This window comes from Marinovum sp. (assembly GCF_034669705.1).
GTDB lineage: Bacteria > Pseudomonadota > Alphaproteobacteria > Rhodobacterales > Rhodobacteraceae > Marinovum.
Genome location: NZ_JAXMOR010000042.1, coordinates 1 through 24,001 on the forward strand (window position 1 = coordinate 1; position 24,001 = coordinate 24,001).

At 64.8% G+C, this 24,001-nt stretch carries 31 protein-coding genes and 1 tRNA gene; 18 read left to right on the plus strand and 14 right to left on the minus strand.

Features of this window, described 5'->3' with window-relative positions; genetic code table 11:
- Positions 1-520: 520 nt before the first annotated feature.
- Genes rpsJ through VOI27_RS20655 form a run of 4 tightly spaced genes read left to right on the plus strand, consistent with a single transcriptional unit; the run spans position 521 to position 2,598 of the window.
- Positions 521-835 carry a 30S ribosomal protein S10 gene (gene rpsJ / locus VOI27_RS20640; protein ID WP_323768096.1) on the plus strand — a complete coding sequence of 105 codons (315 nt, stop codon included), beginning with the start codon at positions 521-523 and terminating at the stop codon, positions 833-835.
- A gap of 13 nt (positions 836-848) precedes the next feature.
- Entirely contained in the window at positions 849-1,691 is an 843-nt protein-coding gene (gene rplC / locus VOI27_RS20645; RefSeq protein ID WP_323768098.1) for a 50S ribosomal protein L3, read from the plus strand.
- The gene (gene rplD / locus VOI27_RS20650; protein WP_323768100.1) at positions 1,688-2,305 is read left to right on the plus strand and encodes a 50S ribosomal protein L4; all 618 of its coding nucleotides are present in this window, start codon (positions 1,688-1,690) and stop codon (positions 2,303-2,305) included. Before rplC ends, rplD begins: the two co-directional genes overlap by 4 nt.
- Positions 2,302-2,598, plus strand: a complete 297-nt coding sequence (locus VOI27_RS20655) for a 50S ribosomal protein L23 (protein ID WP_323768102.1) — start codon at positions 2,302-2,304, stop codon at positions 2,596-2,598. The genes rplD and VOI27_RS20655 overlap by 4 nt, the downstream gene beginning before the upstream one ends.
- 174 nt (positions 2,599-2,772) lie before the next feature.
- On the opposite strand, the gene VOI27_RS20660 is transcribed toward VOI27_RS20655, so the two are convergent.
- On the minus strand, positions 2,773-3,276 hold the full coding sequence (locus VOI27_RS20660; protein WP_323768104.1) for a PRC-barrel domain-containing protein: 504 nt from the start codon (positions 3,274-3,276) through the stop codon (positions 2,773-2,775).
- A 460-nt stretch (positions 3,277-3,736) separates the two neighbouring features.
- On the opposite strand from VOI27_RS20660, the gene rplB reads away from it, so the two are divergent.
- The 5 genes from rplB to rplP are packed head-to-tail and all read left to right on the plus strand — an operon-like array spanning position 3,737 to position 6,372.
- Complete coding sequence (rplB, locus tag VOI27_RS20665) at positions 3,737-4,579, plus strand: 50S ribosomal protein L2 (protein ID WP_323768106.1); 843 nt, start codon at positions 3,737-3,739, stop codon at positions 4,577-4,579.
- A gap of 3 nt (positions 4,580-4,582) precedes the next feature.
- Positions 4,583-4,861, plus strand: coding sequence for a 30S ribosomal protein S19 (rpsS, locus tag VOI27_RS20670; RefSeq protein ID WP_048532936.1), 279 nt, complete (start codon positions 4,583-4,585; stop codon positions 4,859-4,861).
- Positions 4,862-4,864: 3 nt separating this feature from the next.
- The gene (gene rplV, locus VOI27_RS20675; protein ID WP_323768110.1) at positions 4,865-5,245 is read left to right on the plus strand and encodes a 50S ribosomal protein L22; all 381 of its coding nucleotides are present in this window, start codon (positions 4,865-4,867) and stop codon (positions 5,243-5,245) included.
- Positions 5,245-5,955, plus strand: coding sequence for a 30S ribosomal protein S3 (gene rpsC / locus VOI27_RS20680; protein WP_323768112.1), 711 nt, complete (start codon positions 5,245-5,247; stop codon positions 5,953-5,955). Before rplV ends, rpsC begins: the two co-directional genes overlap by 1 nt.
- Positions 5,956-5,958: 3 nt before the next feature.
- Entirely contained in the window at positions 5,959-6,372 is a 414-nt protein-coding gene (rplP, locus tag VOI27_RS20685) for a 50S ribosomal protein L16 (protein ID WP_048532933.1), read from the plus strand.
- 82 nt (positions 6,373-6,454) lie between these two features.
- Here the strand turns inward: rplP and VOI27_RS20690 are convergent, their stop codons facing one another.
- The 7 genes from VOI27_RS20690 to hmgA all read right to left on the minus strand — a co-directional run bounded on the left by VOI27_RS20690 (position 6,455) and on the right by hmgA (position 12,385).
- Positions 6,455-6,928, minus strand: coding sequence for a GNAT family N-acetyltransferase (locus VOI27_RS20690; protein ID WP_323768115.1), 474 nt, complete (start codon positions 6,926-6,928; stop codon positions 6,455-6,457).
- A 69-nt stretch (positions 6,929-6,997) separates the two neighbouring features.
- Positions 6,998-7,441 carry a MaoC family dehydratase gene (locus tag VOI27_RS20695; protein ID WP_323768117.1) on the minus strand — a complete coding sequence of 148 codons (444 nt, stop codon included), beginning with the start codon at positions 7,439-7,441 and terminating at the stop codon, positions 6,998-7,000.
- A 102-nt stretch (positions 7,442-7,543) separates the two neighbouring features.
- A complete protein-coding gene (locus VOI27_RS20700; RefSeq protein ID WP_323768119.1) occupies positions 7,544-8,416 on the minus strand; it encodes a TIGR01459 family HAD-type hydrolase in 873 nt (290 codons plus the stop codon).
- Between the two features lie 221 nt (positions 8,417-8,637).
- Positions 8,638-9,894 carry a fumarylacetoacetase gene (fahA, locus tag VOI27_RS20705; protein ID WP_323768120.1) on the minus strand — a complete coding sequence of 419 codons (1,257 nt, stop codon included), beginning with the start codon at positions 9,892-9,894 and terminating at the stop codon, positions 8,638-8,640.
- Positions 9,895-9,937: 43 nt separating this feature from the next.
- Positions 9,938-10,567 (minus strand): maleylacetoacetate isomerase, encoded by a 630-nt coding sequence (maiA, locus tag VOI27_RS20710; RefSeq protein ID WP_323768122.1) that lies wholly within the window; start codon positions 10,565-10,567, stop codon positions 9,938-9,940.
- Positions 10,564-10,914, minus strand: a complete 351-nt coding sequence (locus VOI27_RS20715) for a DUF1428 domain-containing protein (protein WP_323768124.1) — start codon at positions 10,912-10,914, stop codon at positions 10,564-10,566. The genes maiA and VOI27_RS20715 overlap by 4 nt, the downstream gene beginning before the upstream one ends.
- 118 nt (positions 10,915-11,032) lie before the next feature.
- Complete coding sequence (hmgA, locus tag VOI27_RS20720) at positions 11,033-12,385, minus strand: homogentisate 1,2-dioxygenase (RefSeq protein WP_416374703.1); 1,353 nt, start codon at positions 12,383-12,385, stop codon at positions 11,033-11,035.
- 69 nt (positions 12,386-12,454) lie between these two features.
- On the opposite strand from hmgA, the gene VOI27_RS20725 reads away from it, so the two are divergent.
- The gene (locus VOI27_RS20725) at positions 12,455-12,889 is read left to right on the plus strand and encodes a MarR family winged helix-turn-helix transcriptional regulator (RefSeq protein WP_323768126.1); all 435 of its coding nucleotides are present in this window, start codon (positions 12,455-12,457) and stop codon (positions 12,887-12,889) included.
- Here VOI27_RS20725 and VOI27_RS20730 read toward each other — a convergent pair whose 3' ends face one another.
- The gene (locus tag VOI27_RS20730; protein ID WP_323768128.1) at positions 12,890-13,303 is read right to left on the minus strand and encodes a GFA family protein; all 414 of its coding nucleotides are present in this window, start codon (positions 13,301-13,303) and stop codon (positions 12,890-12,892) included.
- A gap of 49 nt (positions 13,304-13,352) precedes the next feature.
- Here VOI27_RS20730 and VOI27_RS20735 point away from each other — a divergent pair, with 49 nt between their 5' ends.
- Both VOI27_RS20735 and VOI27_RS20740 read left to right on the plus strand, forming a co-directional pair.
- Positions 13,353-13,844 carry an N-acetyltransferase gene (locus VOI27_RS20735; protein WP_323768130.1) on the plus strand — a complete coding sequence of 164 codons (492 nt, stop codon included), beginning with the start codon at positions 13,353-13,355 and terminating at the stop codon, positions 13,842-13,844.
- Between the two features lie 51 nt (positions 13,845-13,895).
- Complete coding sequence (locus tag VOI27_RS20740; RefSeq protein WP_323768132.1) at positions 13,896-14,807, plus strand: DMT family transporter; 912 nt, start codon at positions 13,896-13,898, stop codon at positions 14,805-14,807.
- Between the two features lie 18 nt (positions 14,808-14,825).
- On the opposite strand, the gene yidD is transcribed toward VOI27_RS20740, so the two are convergent.
- The 3 genes from yidD to rpmH are packed head-to-tail and all read right to left on the minus strand — an operon-like array spanning position 14,826 to position 15,620.
- A complete protein-coding gene (yidD, locus tag VOI27_RS20745) occupies positions 14,826-15,047 on the minus strand; it encodes a membrane protein insertion efficiency factor YidD (protein ID WP_048532923.1) in 222 nt (73 codons plus the stop codon).
- Positions 15,044-15,463, minus strand: a complete 420-nt coding sequence (gene rnpA / locus VOI27_RS20750) for a ribonuclease P protein component (protein ID WP_323768134.1) — start codon at positions 15,461-15,463, stop codon at positions 15,044-15,046. The genes yidD and rnpA overlap by 4 nt, the downstream gene beginning before the upstream one ends.
- A gap of 22 nt (positions 15,464-15,485) precedes the next feature.
- Positions 15,486-15,620 (minus strand): 50S ribosomal protein L34, encoded by a 135-nt coding sequence (gene rpmH, locus VOI27_RS20755; RefSeq protein ID WP_048599009.1) that lies wholly within the window; start codon positions 15,618-15,620, stop codon positions 15,486-15,488.
- A gap of 334 nt (positions 15,621-15,954) precedes the next feature.
- On the opposite strand from rpmH, the gene VOI27_RS20760 reads away from it, so the two are divergent.
- The 4 genes from VOI27_RS20760 (at position 15,955) to VOI27_RS20775 (ending at position 19,649) form a co-directional block, all read left to right on the plus strand.
- A complete protein-coding gene (locus tag VOI27_RS20760) occupies positions 15,955-16,698 on the plus strand; it encodes a TVP38/TMEM64 family protein (RefSeq protein ID WP_323768146.1) in 744 nt (247 codons plus the stop codon).
- A 3-nt stretch (positions 16,699-16,701) separates the two neighbouring features.
- On the plus strand, positions 16,702-18,120 hold the full coding sequence (locus VOI27_RS20765) for a dihydrolipoyl dehydrogenase family protein (RefSeq protein ID WP_323768148.1): 1,419 nt from the start codon (positions 16,702-16,704) through the stop codon (positions 18,118-18,120).
- Positions 18,121-18,134: 14 nt separating this feature from the next.
- A complete protein-coding gene (locus tag VOI27_RS20770) occupies positions 18,135-19,514 on the plus strand; it encodes a HAMP domain-containing sensor histidine kinase (RefSeq protein ID WP_323768150.1) in 1,380 nt (459 codons plus the stop codon).
- A 58-nt stretch (positions 19,515-19,572) separates the two neighbouring features.
- Positions 19,573-19,649, plus strand: a tRNA-Arg gene (locus VOI27_RS20775).
- Between the two features lie 122 nt (positions 19,650-19,771).
- Here VOI27_RS20775 and VOI27_RS20780 read toward each other — a convergent pair.
- Positions 19,772-20,512 carry an HAD family hydrolase gene (locus tag VOI27_RS20780; protein ID WP_323768152.1) on the minus strand — a complete coding sequence of 247 codons (741 nt, stop codon included), beginning with the start codon at positions 20,510-20,512 and terminating at the stop codon, positions 19,772-19,774.
- A 397-nt stretch (positions 20,513-20,909) separates the two neighbouring features.
- Between VOI27_RS20780 and VOI27_RS20785 the strand changes: the two genes are divergently transcribed.
- Positions 20,910-21,221: an H-NS histone family protein gene (locus tag VOI27_RS20785; RefSeq protein WP_323768154.1), complete on the plus strand. Its 312-nt coding sequence runs from the start codon at positions 20,910-20,912 to the stop codon at positions 21,219-21,221.
- Between the two features lie 111 nt (positions 21,222-21,332).
- Here VOI27_RS20785 and VOI27_RS20790 read toward each other — a convergent pair whose 3' ends face one another.
- On the minus strand, positions 21,333-22,931 hold the full coding sequence (locus VOI27_RS20790; protein ID WP_323768156.1) for a phosphoenolpyruvate carboxykinase: 1,599 nt from the start codon (positions 22,929-22,931) through the stop codon (positions 21,333-21,335).
- A gap of 363 nt (positions 22,932-23,294) precedes the next feature.
- Here VOI27_RS20790 and VOI27_RS20795 point away from each other — a divergent pair, with 363 nt between their 5' ends.
- Complete coding sequence (locus VOI27_RS20795) at positions 23,295-23,996, plus strand: response regulator transcription factor (RefSeq protein ID WP_323768158.1); 702 nt, start codon at positions 23,295-23,297, stop codon at positions 23,994-23,996.
- The last annotated feature ends 5 nt before the right edge of the window (positions 23,997-24,001 follow it).

Genomic DNA, 24,001 nt, shown 5'->3' on the forward strand with positions numbered 1-24,001 from the left:
ATCGGGCGTCGTCTCGAAGATCATCGAGTGATCTGAGCCGCCGTCCCGGAGGTGATCCGGGACGGCCGCGACAGACAGAAAAGGGCCGGTCTTTCGACTGGCCCTTTTTTCGTGCGCCGCTGCCGAAGCGCTGCGCCGGTGAACTCAGGGGGAGGGCGGGAGGCCCCGGGGCGGGCGAGCCTGGTTGGCCCGCGTCCCGGGGCTAGGGACCTCGCGCGGGACGGCCTTCCCTCTCGACAGGCGCGCAGATCGACGGCAGGAGGACCCGGCGTGGGGGGGCGAGGCGGGAGGCGGTGCTGCTGCGCTCCGCCGCCGCCGCCGGCGGGCACTAGACCGCCACCGCCTGCGGGCGCTAAACCGCCGCTTGCCCCTTGCCACACCACCCCGCCCCCTGTATAGCGCGCGGGTTCCCGACGGGAATGTGAGGGCGGGGTGATTCCCCGCCCTCAAGGTTCGATGAGGGTTGGCGGTGGTCGCCTGTCCTCCTCTCAACCTCAACGCCAATGAAGGCTCATGACCAATGCAAAGCCAAAACATTCGCATTCGGCTCAAGGCGTTTGACTATCGCGTGCTCGATTCCAGCACGCAAGAGATCGTCAACACTGCCAAGCGGACCGGTGCCAACGTGCGCGGGCCGATCCCGCTGCCGAACAAGATCGAGAAATTCACCGTTCTGCGTGGCCCCCACGTGAACAAGAAATCGCGCGACCAGTTCGAGATCCGGACCCACAAGCGCCTGCTCGACATCATTGATCCGACCCCCCAGACCGTGGACGCGCTGATGAAGCTCGACCTGGCCGCTGGTGTGGACGTCGAGATCAAACTGCAAGCATAAGGAGGGCACGACCATGATGCGCTCTGGTATCATTGCAAAGAAAGTCGGGATGACCCGCCTCTTCCAGGAAGACGGCAAGCAGATCCCCGTGACCGTGCTGCAGCTCGATGGCCTGCAGGTCGTCGCTCAGCGCACCGCCGACGAGCATGGCTATACCGCCGTTCAGCTCGGCGCCGGCGCGGCCAAGACCAACCGGGTCTCGCAGGCGATGCGCGGCCATTTCTCGAAAGCCAACGTCGCGCCCAAGCGCAAGGTGGCCGAGTTCCGTGTGGCCCCCGAAGCCATGATCAACGTCGGTGAGGAAATCACCGCCGATCATTACTTCGAAGGCCAGTTCGTCGACGTCTCCGGCACCTCGATCGGTAAGGGTTTTGCCGGCTCGATGAAGCGCCACAACTTCGGCGGCCTGCGCGCCACGCACGGTGTCTCGATCTCGCACCGGTCGCATGGTTCGACCGGTCAGTGTCAGGACCCGGGCAAGGTCTTCAAGGGCAAGAAGATGGCCGGTCACATGGGCGCCGTCCGTGTCACCACCCAGAACCTGCAGGTCGTCAAGACCGATGCCGACCGTGGCCTGATCATGGTCAAGGGTGCGGTTCCGGGCTCCAAGGGGGGCTGGGTCACCGTGCGTGACGCCGTCAAGAAACCGTTCCCCGAGAACGCGATCCTGCCGGCCGCGCTGAAGTCCGCTGCCGAGGAAGCTGCGAAAGCGGCTGAAGAGGCCGCCGCCGCAGCAGCCGCAGAAGCCGAAGCCGAGGCCGCGCGCCTGGCCGAGGAACAGGCCGCAGCCGAAGCCGAGGCTCTGAAATCCGCCGAGGCGGACATCGAAGCCGAGAAGAAGGAAGGCGAGGAATGAAACTCGACGTGATCAATCTCGACGGCGGTTCTGCCGGTTCGGTCGAGCTGGACGACGCGCTCTTCGGCCTCGAGCCCCGCGCCGACATCCTGCACCGTGTGGTCCGCTGGCAGCGCAACAACGCGCAGCAGGGCACCCACAAGGTCAAGACCCGCTCGGAAACCAGCTATTCGACCAAGAAGATCTATCGCCAGAAGGGCACCGGCGGCGCACGCCACGGTGACCGCAACGCGCCGATCTTCCGCAAGGGTGGTATCTACAAGGGTCCGACCCCGCGGTCGCACGGCCACGATCTGCCCAAGAAGGTCCGCAAGCTGGGCCTGATGCACGCCCTGTCGGCCAAGGCGAAAGCCGGCCAGCTGGTCGTCATCGAAAACGCCGCGTCCGAAGGCAAGACCGCCGCGCTGGCCAAACAGGTCAAGAACCTGGGCTGGAAACGCGCGCTGGTCATCGACGGAGCCGAGATCAACCAGGGGTTCGCGCAGGCTGCGCGCAACATCGAAGGTCTCGACGTTCTGCCGTCGATGGGCGCAAACGTCTATGACATCCTCAAGCGTGACACCCTGGTGCTCACCAAAGCGGCTGTCGAAGCACTGGAGGCTCGTCTGAAATGAGCGCGAAAGCAGAACATTACGACGTGATCCGCAAGCCGATCATCACCGAGAAAACCACCATGGCGTCCGAAAACGGCGCAGTGGTCTTCGAAGTGTCGATCGACGCCGCCAAGCCGCAGATCAAGGAGGCCGTCGAGGCGCTCTTTGGTGTCAAGGTCAAGGCCGTGAACACCACGATCACCAAAGGCAAGGTCAAGCGCTTCAAAGGCCAGATGGGCAAGCGCAAGGACGTCAAGAAAGCCTATGTGATGCTTGAAGAGGGCAACACCATCGACGTGACCACCGGCCTCTGAGCCCCGGTCACAGCGACAGACACGAAGGGTGTGCCGGCGACGGCGCACCCTTTTGTCATGCAGGTGTCTCATGCCGGGGGCGGGCCCTGAGGTTGCGCCGTCACGGCATGAAAAAAGGGGCCCGAACCGGACCCCTTCACTCGTTAATTCACTGAGGGAACTTCAGTGGGATACTTAGTCCCACCAGCCTTCGTCGACGCCTTCCATCGCTTCCAGCTCTTCTTCCGATTTGCGGGTCACGAGGGCATAGCTTTCGTCGTCGACGGCGGTCAGGCGGACGTCCTGCATGCGGATCAGCACGTGCTTGTCACCGATGTCGAGGAAGCCACCGATCTCGGCTACCACGCCGACCATCTGGCCGCTGCGGTCAAGCACGATGTCTTCAATCTCACCGATCTCGTTCCAGTCGGTGCCGACGCCTTCAGCTTCGTATTCGCCCCAGGAGCCTTCGTCCATGGCTTCGTTCATGGTATAGATCGCGCCGCCGGTGATGTCGCGCGAGCGGATCAGCTGGGCGTAGTCCAACTCGTCATTCATCATGGTGTCGTTGTGGTCCATGTCGGTGGCCACTTCGGTGTTTTCCATGGCGGTACCGTCGGTCGCTTGGACATGCGATTCGGCAAAGGCCGGACCGGCAACCAGAGCGGTGGTCAGGGCGAGCAGTGTAAGACGTGTCATGTGATAGTCTCCTTCGTGTCAATCTTCACGAGGACTACGAACGGGGCAGGGGGTTTGTTCCATGGCGATTTGGAAAAATTCCCGGCGGGGCGCTTACGACAGGGCACCGGACACCGCAACGATCCCGCCTGCCCGGGTCATGTGCGGCAAGTCTGCGCTCGGCCTTGACCCCACTCCCGGCTTCCCCTATCAGACCCCATCCGCACCGCCCCAGATTCGTCTGGGGCTGTGTGTTTTTGTCGTCATGGTGGTTCGCACCGCGCGGCAGTTGCCGACCCCGTCCCGGGCCTGACCCGGGACCTCATGGACCACGAGGCCCCGGATCACGTCCGGGGCGCAGCGGGCGGGAGAGGCGGCGCTCTAACCGGGGACCTTCGGGGCCCTATACCCTGGCTCGCAAGAGCCCAAACATAGCGGGGCGCCTCAACAGCCCCGCATTGCTAAACGGAAGACAGAAAGCATGGCACTCAAGTCGTATAAGCCGACGACGCCGGGCCAGCGCGGGCTGGTGCTGATCGACCGTTCGGAGCTGTGGAAAGGACGCCCCGTCAAAGCCCTCACCGAGGGTCTGACGAAATCGGGCGGCCGGAACAACACCGGACGTATTACCTCGCGCCGCCGTGGCGGCGGGGCGAAGCGCCTCTACCGGATCGTTGACTTCAAGCGCGCGAAACATGACGTCGAAGCCGTCGTGATGCGCATCGAATATGACCCCAACCGGACCGCCTTCATTGCCCTGGTGCAATATGTCGACGGCGACCAGGCCTATATCCTGGCCCCGCAGCGGATCGCGATCGGCGACAAGGTCGTGGCCTCCGCCAAGGCCGACATCAAGCCGGGCAACGCGATGCCGTTCTCGGGCATGCCGATCGGTACCATCGTTCACAACATCGAGCTGAAACCCGGCAAGGGCGGCCAGATCGCACGCGCCGCGGGCACCTATGCCCAGTTCGTCGGCCGTGACGGTGGCTACGCCCAGATCCGCCTGTCCTCGGGCGAGCTGCGCCTGGTCCGCCAGGAATGCATGGCAACGGTTGGCGCGGTCTCGAACCCCGACAACTCGAACCAGAACTACGGTAAAGCCGGCCGCATGCGCCACAAGGGCATCCGCCCGTCCGTGCGTGGTGTCGTCATGAACCCGATCGACCACCCCCATGGTGGTGGTGAAGGCCGGACCTCGGGTGGTCGTCACCCGGTCACGCCTTGGGGCAAGCCGACCAAGGGTGCGCGCACCCGCAACAAGAACAAGGCGTCGCAGAAGCTCATCCTGCGCTCGCGTCACGCCAAGAAGAAGGGTCGCTAATTCATGTCGCGCTCTGTATGGAAAGGGCCTTTCGTCGATGCCTACGTGCTGAAAAAAGCCGAAGCATCGCGCGAATCCGGTCGCAACGAAGTCATCAAGATCTGGTCGCGCCGCTCGACGATCCTGCCCCAGTTCGTGGGCCTGACGTTTGGCGTCTACAACGGTCAGAAACACATCCCTGTCAACGTCAGCGAAGACATGATCGGTCAGAAGTTCGGTGAGTATTCGCCGACCCGGACCTATTATGGCCATGCCGCCGACAAAAAAGCGAAGCGGAAGTAAGTCATGGGCAAGGAAAAGAACCCCCGCCGCGTGGCCGACAACGAAGCAATGGCAAAACTGCGCATGCTTCGCACCAGCCCGCAAAAGCTCAACCTCGTCGCCGGTCTGATCCGCGGCAAGAAGGTGGAAAAGGCGCTGACCGATCTGGCGTTCTCGAAGAAGCGGATTGCCATGGACGTGCGCAAGTGCCTGCAGTCGGCCATCGCCAACGCCGAGAACAACCATGGTCTCGACGTCGACGAGCTGATCGTGGCCGAGGCCTATGTCGGCAAGAACCTGATCATGAAGCGCGGTCGTCCGCGGGCGCGTGGCCGGTTCGGCAAGATTCACAAGCCGTTCTCGGAAATCACCATCAAGGTGCGTCAGATCGAGGAGCAAGCCTAATGGGTAACAAGACCAATCCGATCGGCATGCGCCTCCAGGTCAACCGCACCTGGGACAGCCGCTGGTACGCCGATACCAAGGATTACGGTGATCTTCTTCTCGAAGACCTGAAAATCCGCGACTTCATTCACGAAGAGTGCAAGCAGGCCGGCATCGCCCGTGTGATCATCGAACGTCCGCACAAGAAGTGCCGCGTCACGATCCACACCGCGCGCCCCGGCGTCATCATCGGCAAGAAAGGCGCGGACATCGAGACGCTGCGCAAGAAGATTGCCTCGATGACCGACAGCGAACTGCACCTCAACATCGTGGAAGTGCGCAAGCCCGAGCTCGATGCCCGCCTCGTCGGTGAGAGCATCGCCCAGCAGCTCGAGCGTCGCGTGTCCTTCCGTCGCGCGATGAAGCGCGCGGTGCAGAACGCCATGCGCATGGGTGCGCTCGGCATCCGGGTCAACGTCGCGGGCCGCCTTGGCGGTGCCGAGATCGCCCGGACCGAATGGTACCGCGAAGGTCGCGTGCCGCTTCACACCCTGCGGGCCGATATCGACCACGCACATGTCGAGGCGACCACGCCCTACGGCATCATCGGGATCAAGGTCTGGATCTTCAAAGGCGAGATCATGGAGCACGACCCGCAAGCGCGTGATCGCAAGGCCCAGGAAATCCAGGATGGCCCCGCCCCCCGCGGCGCCGGTGGCCGGAGGAACTAAGCCATGTTGCAACCCAAACGCACAAAATTCCGCAAGATGTTCAAGGGCCGCATTGCCGGTGAGGCAAAAGGCGGCAGCGATGTGAACTTCGGGACCTATGGCCTCAAGGCGCTTCAGCCCGAGCGTGTGACCGCACGCCAGATCGAAGCGGCGCGGCGTGCCATGACCCGTCACATGAAACGTCAGGGCCACGTCTGGATCCGGATCTTCCCGGACACCCCCGTGACCTCCAAGCCCACCGAAGTCCGGATGGGTAAGGGTAAAGGCTCGGTGGATTTCTGGGCCGCCAAGGTCAAGCCCGGCCGGGTGATGTTCGAGATCGACGGCGTGTCGGAAGATGTGGCGCGTGAAGCGCTGCGTCTGGCGGCGATGAAGCTGCCGATCAAGACCCGCGTCGTGGTTCGCGAAGACTGGTAAGCTGTTGGGGGAAACCCCGCGGTACATAAAAAGGCCCCCGTCGAGCAATCGGCGGGGGCTTTTTCTTGGGCGGCGGTTGGGGTCAGGCTGTGAAGGCTAGAGAGGCCCAGGCCTGAGTGTCGAACATGAAACTCTGGTCTGCTCGGTCCTTGGCCGGAGTGACCGCGGGCCAGAAGCGTGACGCCGGCGCATTGGTCTCGAGCCAGCCGATCTCCCATGCCCCTGTGTGTTGTTTCAGAATGGCCCGGACAGCGCTGCTGCCGATGCCTTGTCGCTGGTAGGGCCGCAGCACGCAGAACTCGGCCATGAACCAGCAGGGGCTTCTGGGCCGGATCGGGCAGTCGCGTATCACCAGCGCGAAACCCGCGATCTTGCCTTCCAGCAGGAACAGATAGGGGTGCTGCCAGAACCGCTCGAGCATGTCATAGTCGTAGCGGCCCTGCGCATTGAGCGGGAACTCGGATTGCGCCGCCATGTCATAGAGGTAGAACTGGATCAGGTTGTCGAAGACCGATTTCGCCGAGTCCTCCGCCGCGACGACCCGTAATTCCGTCATGCGATCCTCACAGGGCTTGGGCGCGCGGGCTGTCTTGCGCCAGGTTACACAGCCCTGCGACCCTTGGTGTCAATCGAACTTGCGCGACGGTGCCAGCACCTTGGCCTCGCCGATCAGCACCTTCTTGCCGTCGACCGAGCAATGGCACTCCAGCGTCACCCGGCGCTTGGCGTGCTCGATGTCGATCACCTTGACTTCGGCATAGACCATGTCGCCAGGGCGGACCGGCGCGAGGAACTTCAGCGTCTGCCCCATGTAGACCGTGCCATGGCCCGGCAACTGCTCGCCGATCACCGCCGAAATCAGCCCGGCGGTCAGCATGCCATGGGCAATGCGCCCCTCGAAGATCGTGTCCTGGGCGTAGTCGTCATCCAGATGTACCGGGTTGCGGTCGGTCGAGACCTGGGCAAAGAGCTCGATATCGAGGTCCGTCACCTGTTTGCGCAGGTGACGGGTCATGCCCATCTCGATGTCTTCGATGCAGATCGTGCCGCGGGGCAGATTGTCCAACATGAGGCTCCCTTTCGTGACCATGAGAAGTAATTAAAGCGCGTCACCGGGGCGACATTCGCAATATAATTACTTCGCAGGCGCAGAAAATCAAGCCTTATTGGGTCAGCGAAGGCGACCTATCGTGTAGGTCGGATTGGTGTTTTCCTTGGTGAGGTAAGCCTTTAGCGCGGTTTCCTCGGGGTGCTGCGACGTTTTGGTCTCCTGCGCCGCGAGGCCGCCAGAGATGAACAGGGAATCGATGTCCTCGCCCATGGCGCCGTCGATGTCGGTGTGCGGGCCATCACCGATGGCAAGGATCGCGGCATCACCGACGCCGGGGCGAACCTCGGCCAGGCGGCGGCGGGCAAGGTCGTAGACCGGCGGATGCGGCTTGCCGAAGTAGAGGCTGGTGCCGCCCATCTCGGTATAGAGCGCGGCCACCGCGCCGGCGCAATATTCCCGGGTCTCGCCCCGGTCGACCACGATGTCGGGGTTGGCGCACAAGAGCGGCAGGTCTTTCTGCTTGGCCCAGAGCAGGTCGGGGCGCAGCTCGGCCGGATCGGCATGGGCGTCGAAGGGTCCGGTGCAGACGATGCCCTCGGCCTCCTTGAGCGGCACGCGGGTGATCTCGACGGGGTCGTTGATGAGCTTCAGCGGGCCGAAGAAGCGCTCGTCGCCGGGGGTGCCGATGTGGTAGACGCGGCTGCCCACCGCGCCGGTGAACATCGCGGCGCGGGCGCTGTCGCCGGAGGTGGCGATGGTGTCCCAGGCGTCGTCGGGCACCTGCAGCTTGCGCAGCTGGTCGGCAACCTCGTCGCGCGGCCGCGGCGCATTGGTCAGCAACACCACGGTGCCGCCCTGCGCGCGGAACGCCTTGAGCGCCTCGATGGCCTCGGGGAAGGCGGCGATCCCGTTGTGGACGCAGCCCCAGAGATCGACAAAGGCGGCGTCATAGCGCTCGGAGATCTCTGAGAGGGAGTGGATGATCCGGGTCATGGGGGGCCTCGCTTGCATGTTTCTCCCTGACTTAGGGCATGCGGCGGGGTCAGGCCAGAGGGGAGGTCGCTGGCAACACCGCGGGCGGCGCGCTCATCGGCCCGGGGCCGGGCACTCTTCGCGGGAGGGGGGTGGCCGGCGGGGGATGCCCTCGCCGGCCTTGGGGGGCGCCGAAGCTGCGGGAGCCTCCGGCGGGAGTTTAGCTGGCAAGATGAAGGCGCCTAGCGCGCGTAGGGGTCCTTCAGCGCGGGCAGCACCCGGGCGGTGCAGTCGCCGAAGCCGATGGTGAAGCCATTGCCGCGGGCGGCGCCGGTCAGGGTGAGGCGGTCGCCGTCCTCGAGGAAGCTGCGGGTCTCGCCGGTGTCGAGTGCGAGCGGTTCCTTGCCGCCCCAGCTCAGTTCCAGCAGCGAGCCGCGCTGGTGTTTCTCGGGGCCGGAGATGGTGCCAGAGCCCAGAAGATCGCCGGGGTTCATCGGGCAGCCGGAGGTGGTGTGATGGGCCAGCTGCTGCGCCGCGGAGTAGTACATCATGTTGTAATTGGTCTCGGCGATGGTGCTGGGCGCCTTGCCCTCCGGGGCCAGAGTCACAGCCAGCTCGATGTCATAGAGCATCGGGCCGGCGTCACGCAGATGCGGCAGCAGCTCCGTCTCGCGGGCTGGCGTGTCGCAGCGAAACGGCTCGAGCGCGGCGCGAGTGACGATCCAGGGGCTGACGGTGGTGGCGGTCGCCTTGGCCTGAAACGGCCCCAGCGGCTGGTATTCCCAGGCCTGGATGTCGCGCGCCGACCAGTCGTTGAGCAGCACGTAGCCGAAGATCATCTCGTCGGCTTCCTTGACCGTCACCGGCCCGTCGCTCTCGGTGCCGACGATGGCGCCCATTTCCAGCTCCAGATCGAAGCGGGCGCAGGGGGCAAAGCGCGGGGCGTCGTCGTTCGGACCCTTGAGCTGGCCCCAGGGGCGGCGCACGTCGGTGCCCGAGATCACCACCGAGGAGGCGCGGCCGTTGTAGCCGATCGGGATGTGCAGCCAGTTCGGCGGGAGCGCGTTCTCGGCGCCACGGAACATGGTGCCGACATTGGTGGCGTGATGCTTGCCGGCGTAGAAATCGGTGTATTCCGACACCAGAAAGGGCATGTGCATGGTGGCCGCCGACTGATCGACGAGAAAGCGTTCGACCGAAGGGCGGGCCGAGCTGCCTTCGGCCAGAAGCCCGGTGAGCACGTTGCGCAGCCGGTCCCAGAGCTCCGGTCCCTGTTCCATCACCTCGTTCCAAAATGGCACGTCGAATAGCGGCTCGGTGCCGAAGGTCAACAGGCCGACGGATTCCGCCGCGCGGCAATCGAGGATCTGGTCGCCGATGGCGACGCCGCAGCGCGGCTCCTCGTCGCCGGTGGAAAAGACGCCATAGGGCAGGTTGTTCAGCGGAAAGGGGCTGTCGGGCGCATTGGCGCTCTCGACCCAGCTTCTCATCAGGGGCATGTCGGTATCCTTTGTCAGTCTCGGGGCGCCGCGCGGGCGCGATCTAGGGGGCGTCGGGTTGGCGGTCGGGCATCGCTCGGGCGATGGCCTCGACCTGCTGGCATCTGGCGTCAATCTCCACCAGCCGGGCAAAGGGGGCAAGGTCCAGCTCCCAGCGGCGGGCGTTGTAGACCTGTGCCACCAGGCAGAGGTCGGCAAGGCCCGGGATCTCGCCGAAGCTGAAGGGCGTGTCGGGGCGGATGAGCCTTTGGAAGGCGGCAAAGCCCTCGGTCATCCAATGCGCCATCCAATCGACCGTCTCGTCGGGGGAATGGCCCATCGACTTGAGCCGGTTGATCACCTTGAGATTGTTGACCGGGTGGATGTCGAGCGCGATCTGATGCGCCGCCGCCCGCGCCCGGGCCCGGGCCACCGCGCCGTCGGGCAGCAACGGCGGTTCCGGGTGGGCCTCGTCGAGGTAGTCTAGGATGGCGAGGCTCTGGGTCAGCACGCTGCCGTCATCGAGCACCAGCGCCGGCACGCCGTGGCCGGGGTTAACTGCGGCATACTCCGTCCCGCGCTGCGCGCCGGCGACCAGATCGACGGGCTGGATCTCGTAGGCCAGCCCCTTGAGGTTGAGCGCCGCGCGGACCCGGATGGACGTGGTCGAGCGCCAGTAGGAATAGAGCCTCATGAGCAATCCACCAGCGTTTCGAAACCGCCAAAGATAATGCGTTTGCCGTCCATCGGCATGTCGTCGGTGTTGCCCATGCGCGGATCCTCGAAGGCCGCCGTCATGCCGGCATCGCGGGTCGCCTTGTCGGGAAATTCCATCCAGGAGAACACCGCGACCTCGTCGTCTTCGAGCATCACGGCCCGCGGAAACGAGGTGATCTTGCCCGGCTCCAGCCCGTGGCCCACGCTCTCCACCACCCGCGTGGCGCCATGGTCGAGAAAGACCCGGGCCAGCCGTTCGGCCCAGGCTCGGTAGTCCTCCAGCCGGTCTTTCTTGACCGGGATGACAAGTCCTTCGATGTACATCGCATTCACCTCTCGTCGTTACGCCGGTCCGCCCGGTTGCGGCGTTGGACTGCATAGATCAGCCCGGCGAACCCTGCGAGCACCGGCAGGATCAGCAGCAGTTTCAGCCCGGCGCCGGTCATTTCCGGCCCGGTGTGCCGTCGAACTTCTTTTCGAGCGAGGTCCAGCAGTCGATGTAATCGTCCTGCAGCGGCGCCTCTTTGGCGGCAAATTCGGTGAGTTGCTGCGGGAAGCGGGTCTCGAACATGAAGGACATGGTGTTGTCGAGCTTCTCGGCCTTGAGCTCGGCATTGGAGGCGCCCTCGAAGGCATTGCGGTCAGGCCCGTGCGGCAGCATCATGTTGTGCAGCGACATGCCGCCGGGGACAAAGCCCTTGGGCTTGGCGTCATACTGGCCATAGATGTTGCCCATCAGCTCGGACATGATGTTCTTGTGATACCACGGCGGGCGGAAGGTGTCTTCCGCCACCATCCACCGCTCGCGGAACAGCACGAAATCGATATTGGCGGTGCCTGGCACATCCGAGGGCGCGGTGAGCACGGTAAAGATCGACGGGTCCGGATGGTCGAAGAGGATGGCGCCGACCGGGCAGTAATTGCGCAGGTCGTATTTGTAGGGCGCATAGTTGCCGTGCCAGGCCACCACGTCGAGCGGCGACTGGCCGATCTCGGTGACGTGGAACTGGCCGCACCATTTGACGGTGACGCTCGAGGGGGTCTCGCGGTCCTCGAAGGCGGCCACAGGCGCCTTGAAGTCGCGTGGGTTGGCAAGGCAGTTGGCGCCGATCGGACCGCGGCCCGGCAGCTCGAATTTCTGGCCGTAGTTCTCGCAGACAAAGCCGCGCGCCGGGCCGTCCAGCACCTCGACGCGGTAGACCAGCCCGCGCGGAATGATGGCGATCTCCTTGGGCTCGACGTCGATGATACCAAGCTCGGTGGCAAAGCGCAGCTTGCCCTCCTGCGGCACCACCAAGAGCTCGCTGTCGGCCGAGAAGAAATATTCGTCGACCATTGATTCGGTGACAAGGTAGATGTGGCTCGCCATGCCGGTCTGGGTGTTGACGTCGCCCGCGGTGGTCATCGTGTGCATGCCGGTGAGCCAGGTCAGACCCGTGCCATGCGGCAGCGGGTCCCAGCGGTACTGGCCCAGCGAGGTGACATCGGGCAGCACGTTGGGCGCGCTCTTCCACTGCGGCAGGTCGATCTTCTTGTAGCGGTGCGAATGCTTGACCGAGGGACGGATGCGATAGCACCAGGTGCGCTCGGGGATATGGGCGGTAAAGGCAGTGCCGGAGAGCTGTTCGCCGTAGAGCCCGTAGTTGCATTTCTGCGGGCTGTTCATGCCTTCGGGCAGGGCGCCGGGCAGCGCCTCTGTCTCGAAGTCATTGCCGAAGCCGGGCATGTAGCCGGGCGTGATGCCGACCGGGGTCTCGGCTGTCGTCAGCGGGGCGGATTGCGGGGTGTCTTTCATGGCGCGTCCTCCTGTTACCTTCCGAGGTAATAGTTGAATTTGTAACTAACAACGGTTATCGCCGCCGGGATGGAGAAAAATGACGCCTTCGACCTGCAGCTCTTCCTGCCCTACCTGCTCAACCAGGCGGCCGAGACCTCGTCTGACGGGTTCCAGCAGATCTACAAGGACCGCTACGGCATGTTGCGCACCGACTGGCGGGTGCTGTTTCACCTCGGCATCTATGGCCGGATGACCGCGCGCGACATCGGCCGCATGGCGCAGGTGCACAAGACCAAGATCAGCCGGGCGGTGGCGCGGCTCGAGGCGCGGCGGTTCCTGACGCGCGAAGAGGACGGCGCCGACCGCCGGGTCGCGCATCTGAGGCTCACCGCGGCCGGGCAGGCGGCCTATCGCGACCTGCGGGGCGTGGCCGAAGCCTACGAGGCGCGGCTGGTCTCGGGGTTGGCGCCGGAGGACGTGGCAGTGCTGCGCCGGGCCTTGTTGCATCTTGCCGGGCGGTGATCAGCCGGCGGGCGTAAACCTCAGCACGCCGGCAATCCGGTCCTTGCCGTCATTGTCCGACGGATGCGCCCGGCCGTCGCTGACCGGCAGCTCGGTGAAATCGAACGGGCTGACGCCGGCAAGGCAGGCGGCGTTGACCGCCAGCTGGCCCTGAGGAAAGCGCCGCTCGTGGTGGGTGTAGATGCCGCAGGTCGGGCAGAAGAAGTGCCGCGCAGTGCGGCTGCCGAACTGGTAGAGCGTCAGAGACTCGCGGCCCTGATGGAAGGTGATCGCCGCGGCCGTCAGTGCCACCGCACCGCGCATCCGGCAGAAGCTGCAATCGCAGCGCGCGGCCGTCGCCAGCCCGCGGGCGAGGCGAACGGTAAAGCGCACCGCACCGCAATGGCAGGCGCCGTCATGGCTGGTCTCTGTCATGCCCAGAGGCTAGCCTCGCGCCATCGGTCCCGGCAATCGGAAAAACGTGATGTTGCAAACCCCCGGATTCCTGCGCGCGATGAAACCCGGCGAAGAGCCCGCCGTCGATGCGCTTTTGCGCGCGGCCTTTGGCGGCGAGGAGGAGGTGCGGTTGGTGGCCAGGCTGCGCAAGGCGGGCGTGATGGCAGGCGAGAGCGTGCTGCCGGGACCGGAGGGCGCGGCGGGGCCGGTGGGCTATTTCGCCCTGTCGCAGATGCGCGCGCCCAAGGGCTGGCTCTGCCTCGCGCCGGTGGCGATCCATCCCGACTGGCAGGGCCGTGGCCAGGGCCGGCGGATGGTGCGGATGCTGGCCGGCTGGGCCGGGGCGGCCGGCCAGACCGTGGTGGTGCTGGGAGACCCCGGTTTCTACGAAAGCTGCGGCTTTTCCACCGCTCGCGCGGCACAGCTGAACTCGCCCTATCCGATTGACCACACGGCGATTCTCGCACCTGGCGAGAATGTCCCCGCCGAGACGCTGCGCTACCCGGCCGCCTTTGGCTGAACCACACGTCGGGGCTTGCCAAATCGGCCGCTTCAGGCGCAACTGCGGCCCATGTTCAAAGCCAAGGCCGACAATCCGCCCCTTGCCATTGCGCTGATGCTCTGCGCGACGGTGTTCATTGCCACTTCCACCGCCTTTGCCAAGGCGCTGGGGTCCGGCACGCTGGGCGGTATCCTGCATCCGCTGCAGGTCACCTTTGGCCGGTTCCTGTTCGCCGGGCTGTTCTTTTCGCTGGTGGTGGCGGTGATGCGGCCGCAGTTCACCCGCGTGCACCTCGGGCTGCATATCCAGCGTACTTCCTGTGGCTGGGCCGGGGTGACGCTGATGTTTGCCGCGGTGGCGGCAATCCCGCTGGCCGATGCCACCGCGATCTCCTTTCTCAACCCGGTCTTCGCGATGATCCTCGCCATCCCGCTTTTGGGCGAGCGGGTCGGGCCGGTGCGCTGGGCCGCTGCCGGGCTGGCCTTTTGCGGCGCGATGATCCTGCTCAGGCCCGGCACCGGCGCGTTCCAGTCCGGCGCGCTGCTGGCGCTGGGTGCGGCGCTGGCGCTGGGGCTCGAGGTGGTGTTCATCAAGCGGCTGGCCGGGCGCGAGGCGCCGTTGCAGGTATTGCTGGTCAACAACCTGATCGGCCTGACCATCGCCACCGCGGTGATGCTGCCGTTCTGGGTCTGGCCGTCGCCGGCGCAATGGGCCGGGATGGCAGGCGTCGGCCTGTCGATGGCGCTGGCGCAGAGCTGTTTCTTCAACGCCGTGGCGCGGGCCGAGGCCAGCCTCGTGGTGCCGTTCAGCTATGCCACGCTGCTCTCGGCGGCGCTGATCGATTTCGCGGTCTTCGGCATGCGGCCGGTGCCGGTCTCGATGCTGGGGGCAGGGGTGATCATCGCCGGCGGCGTGCTCCTTGCGTGGCGCGAGGGGCTGGCGCGCAAACGGCCCGTGGCGCCGCAGCCCAACGTGCAATAGCCTAGAGCGTGCAATAGCCTAGTCGGGCACGTTGTCGATGCCGCCGCGGCCCCAGGGGTGGCAGCGCAGCAGGCGCCGCAGGGTGAGCCAGCCGCCGCGCAACGCGCCGTGCTTTTCCAGCGCTTCCATCGCATAGGCGGAACAGGTGGGGTGATAGCGGCAGTTGTGACCGACCCATGGCGAGAAGATCAGCCGATAGGCGCGCACCGGCAGCGAGACCACGAAGGCCAGCGGGCTCACCTGCCATCCCCGTGAACCTTGCGCAGCGCATAGCGCAGGTCGCTCTGCAGATCGGTGAAATCGCGCGTCGCGGTGGCCCCGGCCTTGCCGATCAGCACGTAATCCCAGCCGGGGCGGCCGAGCTCCGGCAGGATCAGCCGGGCAATCTCGCGCAGCCGGCGCTTGGCGCGGTTGCGGGCGACGGCATTGCCGACTTTCTTGGAACAGGTGAACCCGACGCCGATCGCGGCGTCGTCATCGCCCCGCTGGCGGCCCTGCAGCAGGAAGCCGCCGGTGCCCTGACGGCGCGCGCGGGCGGCCGCCAGAAAGGCGGCGCGCTTCTTCAGAACCCTGAGCTCTGGAAACGACAAAACCGCCGGGACCTGTGTCTCCGGGCTGGTTTCGCAGCCGGGATCGGAGGCCTCCGACGGTGTCATCTGTCAGAACGCGACAGAGCGCTTAAGCGCTCAGCGACTTCCGGCCACGCGCGCGGCGCGCGTTCAGGATCTTGCGGCCGGCCTTGGTGGCCATGCGCGAGCGAAAGCCATGGCGCCGTTTGCGCACGAGGTTCGAGGGTTGATAGGTGCGTTTCATCGCTCCGTCTCCAAATAACTGGGCCATCTCAGGCCATTCCGGGCCGCACACCATCACGGGCCACGCGGATTCGCGTGCGGCGGCAAACTGAAGCCCGTGCTATAGGGGGCGCGCGCCGCCAAGTCAAACCCTGCAAGACGCCTTTGGCGCCGGGGTTGCAACATTTTTTGTCGCAGCCGGCCGGAAATGTTTCAGAACCGTCCGGGGCGGGCGCAAAAGCCGCCCCTGCCGTCACCTTGCATCAAGCGGCCGTGATCGCGCTGTCGCGGCACTGGCCGCGACCTCATGTTTCAGAGGACAAACAATTGGCCAGACGCAAGGAAACCCCGTCAGAATGAGCGACATGACCTCTCCACAGCCCCCGACCAAGGCCCGCCCGGCGCTTTTGCGCCACCTGCCGCTGATCGTTATCGTCGCGATCGCCATCCTCGGGTTCTTCACCCTGCGCGACTACCTGACCTTCGAGACGCTGCGCGAGAATCGCGAGCTGCTGCTGGGCTGGCGCGACAGTCATTACCTGCTGATGGCCCTCGGCTTTGCCGCCGTCTATGTCACAATCGTCGCCTTTTCGTTGCCGGGTGCCGCGGTGGCATCGGTCACCGGCGGCTTTCTCTTTGGCCTCGCCGCCGGCACCGCACTCAATGTCGCCGCCGCCACGCTGGGCGCCACCGCGATCTTCCTCGCCGCGCGCTGGGGCCTCGGCAAGACGCTGACGGCGAGGCTCGAGGCCTCGGAGGGCACGCTGCGCCGGCTCAAGGACGGTCTGCGCGAGAACGAGATCAGCGTGCTGCTGTTGTTGCGGCTGGTGCCGGCGGTGCCGTTCTTTGTCGCCAACCTGTTGCCGGCGCTGGTGGGGGTGAAGTTCCGCAACTTCGTCTGGACCACGGCGGTTGGCATCATCCCCGGCGCCATCGTCTTTACCTGGATCGGCGTCGGGCTCGGCGCGGTGTTCGATCGCGGCGAAAGCCCCGACCTGAGCCTGCTCTGGGAGCCCCATATCCTCGGCCCGCTGCTTGGCCTTTCGGCCTTGGCGGCGCTGCCCATCGTGATCAAGGCCGTCCGCGGCAAAGGGGTCTGAACCATGGAAAAGATCAAGACCGACATGCTGGTGATCGGCGCGGGCTCCGGCGGGCTCTCGGTGGCGGCCGGCGCGGTGCAGATGGGCGCCTCGGTGGTGCTGCTCGAGGGCCACAAGATGGGGGGCGACTGCCTGAATTACGGCTGCGTGCCGTCCAAGGCGCTGATCGCCAGCGGCAAGGCGGCCTACGGCCAGTCCCATGCCAGCCGCTACGGCGTGGCCGACGTTGTGCCGCAGGTGGATTACGCCGCCGCCAAGGATCACGTGAAAGGCGTGATCGCCCAGATCGCACCGGTCGATTCGGTCGAGCGGTTCGAGGGCCTCGGCGTGCGCGTGATCCGCGAATTCGGCCGCTTCATCTCTGCGACCGAGGTCGAGGCCGGCGCCCACCGGATCGAGGCGCGGCGCATCGTGATCGCCAGCGGCTCTTCGCCGCTGGTGCCGCCGATCCCGGGGCTCGACACAGTGCCTTATGAGACCAACGAGACGCTGTTCGACCTCCGCGAGCGGCCCGAGCATCTGCTGATCATCGGCGGCGGTCCGATCGGCATGGAGATGGCGCAGGCGCATCGCCGGCTGGGCTGCGCGGTGACAGTGATCGAGGGCGCAAAGGCGCTGGGCAAGGATGACCCCGAGACCGCCGCCATCGTGCTCGACCAGCTGCGCGCCGAGGGCATCGAGATCGCCGAGGAGGCAACGGCCGCCGAGGTGCGCGGCGCGGCCGGGGCGATCGAGGTTGAGGCCAAGGACGGCCGGGTCTTCAAGGGCTCTCACCTGTTGATGGCGGTGGGGCGCAAGCCGAACCTCGACAGTCTCGACCTCGACAAGGCCGGGGTCGAGACCACCCGGGCCGGCATCACCGTCGACGCCAGCCTCAAGACCTCCAACCGCCGCGTCTATGCCATCGGCGACGTGGCGGGCGGGCTGCAGTTCACCCATGTGGCGGGCTACCACGCCGGCATCGTCATCCGCTCGGCGCTTTTCGGCCTGCCGGCCAAGACCTCGCAGGCGCATATTCCCTGGGCCACCTATACCGCGCCGGAACTGGCGCAGGTCGGGCTGACCGAGTCGCAGGCGCGCGACGCACATGGAGATAAGCTCGAGGTCACGCGGTTCGAATTCGAGCACAACGACCGGCTGATCGCCGAACGCAAGACCGCCGGGCTGATCAAGGTCATGGTGGTCAAGGGCCGGCCGGTGGGCGTGTCGATTGCCGGCCATCAAGCGGGCGAGCTGGCCAACCTCTGGTCTCTGGTGATCGCCAACAAGCTGAAAATGAAGCATGTGGCGGCCATGGTCGCGCCCTATCCGACGGTCGGAGAGATCAACAAACGCGCCGCAGGGGCCTATTTCTCACCGCGTTTGTTTGATAATCCCACGGTCAAACGCATCGTTGGACTGGTCCAGCGCTGGGTGCCGTAAGGGGTTGGCCACCTATGCTCAATTCGCTGTCCGGGCGATTTCTGATCCTGACCACCGTCTTCGTGATGCTGGCAGAGGTCATGGTCTTTGTCCCCTCGGTGGCGCGGTTCCGGCAGGATTACCTGCTGGGCCATCTTGAACGCGCCCAGATCGCCTCGCTCTCGCTGCTGGCCAACGACGTGATCGATGCCGACCTCGAGGAAGAGCTGCTGCGCAACGCCGGGGTCTACAACGTGGTGCTCAGGCGCGACGAGGCGCGGCAGTTGATCCTGTCGTCGCCGATGCCGCGGCCGATCGATGCCACCTATGACCTGCGCGATGCCTCGCCGCTGACGCTGATCCTCGACGGGCTGCGGCGGCTGGTCGATCCCGAGCCGCGAATCGTCCGGGTGATCGGCAATCCGCTGCGCGACGCGGGCCTGCTGATCGAGGTGTCGATGGACACCGCGCCGCTGCGCATGGCGATGATCGACTACGGGGTGCGCATCCTGTTCCTCTCGGCGGTGATCTCGGTCGCCACCGCGTTCCTGCTGTTCCTTGCGGTGCGCGTGTTCCTCGTCAAGCCGATCAAGCGGGTGGTGGGGCAGATGAAGGCCTATGCCGCCGCGCCGGAGGACGGCCGCCGGATCATCCAGCCCACGGCCGGGGTGCGCGAGCTGCGCGAGGCCGAGGAGGCGCTGAAGATGCTCGAGACCGAGCTGACCCATGCGCTCAAGCAGAAGGAGCGGCTGGCCCAGCTTGGCGGTGCGGTGGCGCGGGTGAGCCATGATCTGCGCAATATCCTGACCTCGGCGCAGCTCTTTACCGATCGGATCGAGATGTCCGAGGACCCCGCCGTCAAGCGGCTGGCGCCGAAGCTGGTCAACTCGATCACCCGTGCGGTCAACCTCTGCGAGGCGACACTGGCCTTTGGTCGTGCCGAGGAACCTTCGCCGGTGCTGACCCGGGTGGCGCTGGCCGAGCTGGTCTCGGACGTGGTGGAGAGCGAGCGGCTGGCCACCGGCGACTATGACCTCAGCTATTCCGAGGATGTGCCCGCCACGCTGCACATCCGCGCCGACAGCGAACAGCTCTACCGCGTGCTGTCGAACCTGGTGCGCAATGCGCGGCAGGCGATCATGGCCACCGGCACACCCGGCGAGATCAACATCTGCGCCGAGGAGGGCGAGGACAGCTGGCTGATCCGCATCACCGACACCGGGCCGGGCCTGCCGCCCAAGGCGCAGGAGCATCTGTTCAAGGCGTTTCAGGGCGGTGCACGCAAGGGCGGCAGCGGGCTGGGCCTCGCGATTGCGGCGGAATTGATCCGCGGTCACGGCGGCGCGCTGTCGCTGAAACGGACCGGTCCGGAAGGCTCGGTCTTCGAAATTCGCCTGCCGAGCGGAGCTTTGTGAGTTTCTTCAAATTCGCTCTTGCAAACCTCCGGGGCCTGACTTAAACCCCGGCTCCAACGGACCGATAGCTCAGCTGGATAGAGTACCTGACTACGAATCAGGGGGTCGGGGGTTCGAATCCTCCTCGGTCCGCCACTTCTTTCAAAGACCGGAAGAAGAGCGGAAGTTTCCAGAAAATTCCATAGCTTATCAGGATGCGCAGCGCTGCCGTGATGCGTCTGACGTGCCGTCGCGCGCCGGGCTTCATGCGATTGCGTTCAGTGGCTGTCGGCCTCAGAGGTGCCGGGCAGGCTGTGCGCCCGCAACGCCTGGTAATGCGGCAGGGCAGCGTCACAGACCGCCTGCAGATGCGCCGAGAGGGCGGGCAGGGGGCCTTCGGGCCCGGCAAAGCCGGTCGAGCGGTGCACCGCGTCATACCAATGCGCCGCCCAGACACCGTCGTTGACATGCCCCCCCTCGGGCCAGTGCAGCATCGCCGGGTCGTAGGGCAGGTTCAGCGCGTCGCAGAGCCGGGTGAGCATCCCCTCTGGCGCGCGGCGGATGTCGGCGCTGTCGATCACCACGGCCGGGGCGCCGGTGGCGCGCACCTGAGCAAAGATCTCGGCCTGCTGGCGAAATCCGATGTCCTCGAGGCCGGGCCGCTCGAGCTTGCGATCAAAGCTGGCGAGCACCCGCGCGGGGTGCCGGATCAGGAAGACATGCGCCACTGACCCGAACCAGTCGCGGTCGATTCCCGGCAACATGTGCTGGCTCATGTGCTTTTGATAGAAATTTTTCTGGCCGCCAGGCGCTGATGCCATACAGCGTCGCGCAACTTTCGCGGGGTCGGTCTCGCCGGCGGCGATAATGGCGTCGCGCATCGGATGGTTGCGCCCGGTCTGCGCCAGATAGGCGGCGTAAAAGGGTTCATCCCAGACATCGAAATCCTTGCGTGCGCCGAAGGAATACATCAGCGCCGTCGAGAGATTGCGCGGCCCGGACCACATCGCGACATTCATTGGTGTGCCCCTGCATTCGCCTTGTTTCAAGGGCTCTGACGCCCGTTTGGCCGAGAGTGCGATACAAGCCGCCACGCCGCAATCGATTATTGCCCCGGCATTGCAAGCCGCCACCGGGGCGGCTTTGATCCCGATGCGCATTTGCGTCAATGGCACGGAGCGGCCATATCTTGCCGCCCGTAATTTAAGCACGGGCCAAGCTGTCAATAGTCGCCTATATGTTGTACCTGATTGACGTCAGCCAATTGGGAGGCTGCAGTCGAAGGGGCCGAATGGCCCATTGCTGCAGTTGTTAAGAAAGCCGTAATGGGCCTCGTGTCACAAATATCCGAATTGACTGCGTAATCACGATGAATTAACGGTCTGAAATGTCACGATGACAGCTATCGGAGAAAACATGCCGGAAATCGATCTGGACGAAATGTCTCTGAAGGAACTGAAGCAGCTGCAAAAGCAGGTGAACAAGGCGATCAGTACTTTCGAGGACAGGAAGAAAAAAGAAGCGCTGGCTGCACTTGAGGCCAAGGCAGCGGAGATGGGGTTTTCCCTCTCCGACCTGACCACTGGCAAGGGCGGCAAAATCTCGGCGCCGAAGTACCAAAACCCCGATGACCCGACGCAAACCTGGACCGGCCGCGGCCGCAAGCCGGGCTGGTTCGCTCAGGCATTGGAAAGCGGTACCTCGCCGGAAGAGATGCTTATTTCCTGACCACATCCGTCGAAAGATACACGCCCCCGCAGTGAGACAGGGGGCCAAGCAACAAAAAACCCCCGGTGCCAGGCACCGGGGGTTTTTTATTGTCAGGGCGTCAATAAAAGATCAGCCGATTGCGGCGGCCTTTACGTCGTCATCGATAAAGGGCGTGTATTGCGCGAAGTTGTCGGCAAACATCTGCACCAGCTTGGCGGCCTGGGCGTCATAGGCCTCGCGTGCGCCCCAGGTGCGGCGCGGATCGAGCAGCACCTCGGGCACGCCGGGCACGTCCGTCGGCACGTCGAAGCCGAAATTCGGGTCCTTGCGGAACTGCGCGTCCGCCAGCGAGCCGTCGAGGGCGGCGGTGAGCAGCGCGCGGGTCGCCTTGATCGGCATGCGCGAGCCGGTGCCATAGGCGCCGCCGGTCCAGCCGGTGTTGACCAGCCAGCAGGTGGCGCCGTGCTTGGCGATCTTCTCGCGCAGCAGGTTGCCGTAGGCCTCGGGCCGGCGCGGCATGAAGGGCGCGCCGAAGCAGGTCGAGAAGGTGGGTTCCGGCTCGGTCACGCCGCGCTCGGTGCCCGCCACCTTGGAGGTGAAGCCCGACAGGAAGTGGTACATCGCCTGCGCCGGGGTCAGCCGGGCGATCGGTGGCAGCACGCCAAAGGCATCGCAGGTCAGCATGATGATGTTCTTCGGGTGGCCCCCCAACGCGCTGGCCGAGGCGTTTGAGATGTACTCCAGCGGGTAGGCGCAGCGCATGTTGGCGGTCAGGCTGTCGTCCTCGAAATCAAGCTCCTTTGTCTCGTCGTCGTAGACCATGTTCTCGATCACCGTGCCGAACTTGGACGTGGTGGCAAAGATCTCGGGCTCGGCCTCTGGCGAGAGGTTGATGGTCTTGGCATAGCAGCCGCCCTCGAAGTTGAAGGTGCCGCGGTCCGACCAGCCGTGCTCGTCATCGCCGATCAGAACCCGGGCGGGATCGGCCGAGAGGGTGGTCTTGCCGGTGCCCGACAGGCCGAAAAAGATCGCCGTGTCGACCGGGTTGCCCACTGCGTGGTTGGCCGAGCAGTGCATCGGCATGATGCCCTTCTCGGGCAGCAGGTAATTGAGCAGGGTAAAGACCGACTTCTTGTTCTCGCCGGCGTATTCGGTGCCGCCGATCAGGATCAGCTTGCGGTCGAAATTCATCGCGATCACGGTCTCTGACCGGCAATCGTGACGCTTGGGATCGGCCTTGAAGCTGGGGCAGTTGATGACGGTGAAATCGGCGGTGAATTCGTCGAGATCCTCGCGCTCGGGCCGGCGCAGCATGTGGCGGATGAACAGCCCGTGCCACGCCAGTTCGGTCACCATGCGGACATCGATGCAATGCGCCGGGTCGGCACCGCCGACAAGATCCTGCACAAAGAAGTCGCGGCCCTTCATATGCGCCACCATGTCGTCATAGAGCGCGTCGAACCCTTCGGGCGACATCGCGGCATTGTTGTCCCACCAGATGCTCTCGGCGACGCTCTCGGTCTTGACCACATGCTTGTCCTTGGGCGACCGGCCGGTAAATTTGCCGGTCGACACCAGAAAGGCGCCGCCTTGTCCCAGGGTCCCTTCCTCGCGCCGCAGAGCCTCTTCGATCAGCGCGGGTTCCATGAGGTTGTAATAGACATTGCCCAGACCTTCGATCCCTTGATCTTCAAGCCGGAACTGCGGGTTCACCCGTCCAAATGTCATTCTATCTCTCCATGTATCCGTGCGTCTCGCGCCGGAAAGTCCTGATGCAGACGGCCAGATGCGCCGCCACCGCCGCCCTGCTTCGGGCCGTGGTCTCACCGGTGTAACATGGGGTTTCTTAGGGTGAACAGGACGCAGGGACACAGTTAGCGCCACCAAATCACGGTTTAGCGCAATCATCTTTCGCCCCCGGCGGGCCAGACCGGAAAGGTGAGGCAATTTAGCCATTCCTTCGTACTTTTCGCCTCTGCTGTACGGGGTCCGGCGGTCTGATTCGCAGTTAACGATTGATTGCGGTGTTCAAATCAAGGCATAAAGGAGGAAAAAAACAAATGTATGCAGAGCAGAGTAAGGACAGACATAATGTCTAAGATCGCCCTTGTGGACGATGACAGGAACATCCTGACATCGGTTTCCATGACGCTTGAGGCCGAGGGCTTCGAGGTCGAAACCTACAATGATGGACAATCCGCCCTCGACGCCTTCAACAAGAAGATGCCCGACATGGCGGTGCTGGACATCAAGATGCCACGGATGGACGGGATGGACCTGCTGCAGCGGCTGCGGCAGAAATCCACCATGCCGGTGATCTTCCTGACCTCCAAGGACGATGAGATCGATGAGGTTCTGGGCCTGCGCATGGGGGCCGACGATTACGTCAAGAAACCCTTCTCGCAACGCTTGCTGGTCGAACGCATCCGCGCGCTTTTGCGCCGCCAGGACGCGGTCGAGACCGGCGCGGTGGGCGATACCGAGGAAACCAAGGTGATCGAACGGGGCGAGCTGCGGATGGACCCGCTGCGCCACGCGGTCAGCTGGAAGGGTCAGGATGTGTCGTTGACCGTGACCGAGTTCCTGCTGCTGCAGGCGCTGGCCCAGCGCCCCGGTTTCGTGAAGTCGCGCGATCAGCTGATGGACGTGGCCTATGACGATCAGGTGTATGTCGATGACCGCACGATCGACAGCCACATCAAACGGTTGAGCAAGAAGATGCGCAGCGTCGACAATGACTTCTCTGCCATCGAGACGCTCTATGGTATCGGTTACCGGTACAACGAAGAGTAATGGCT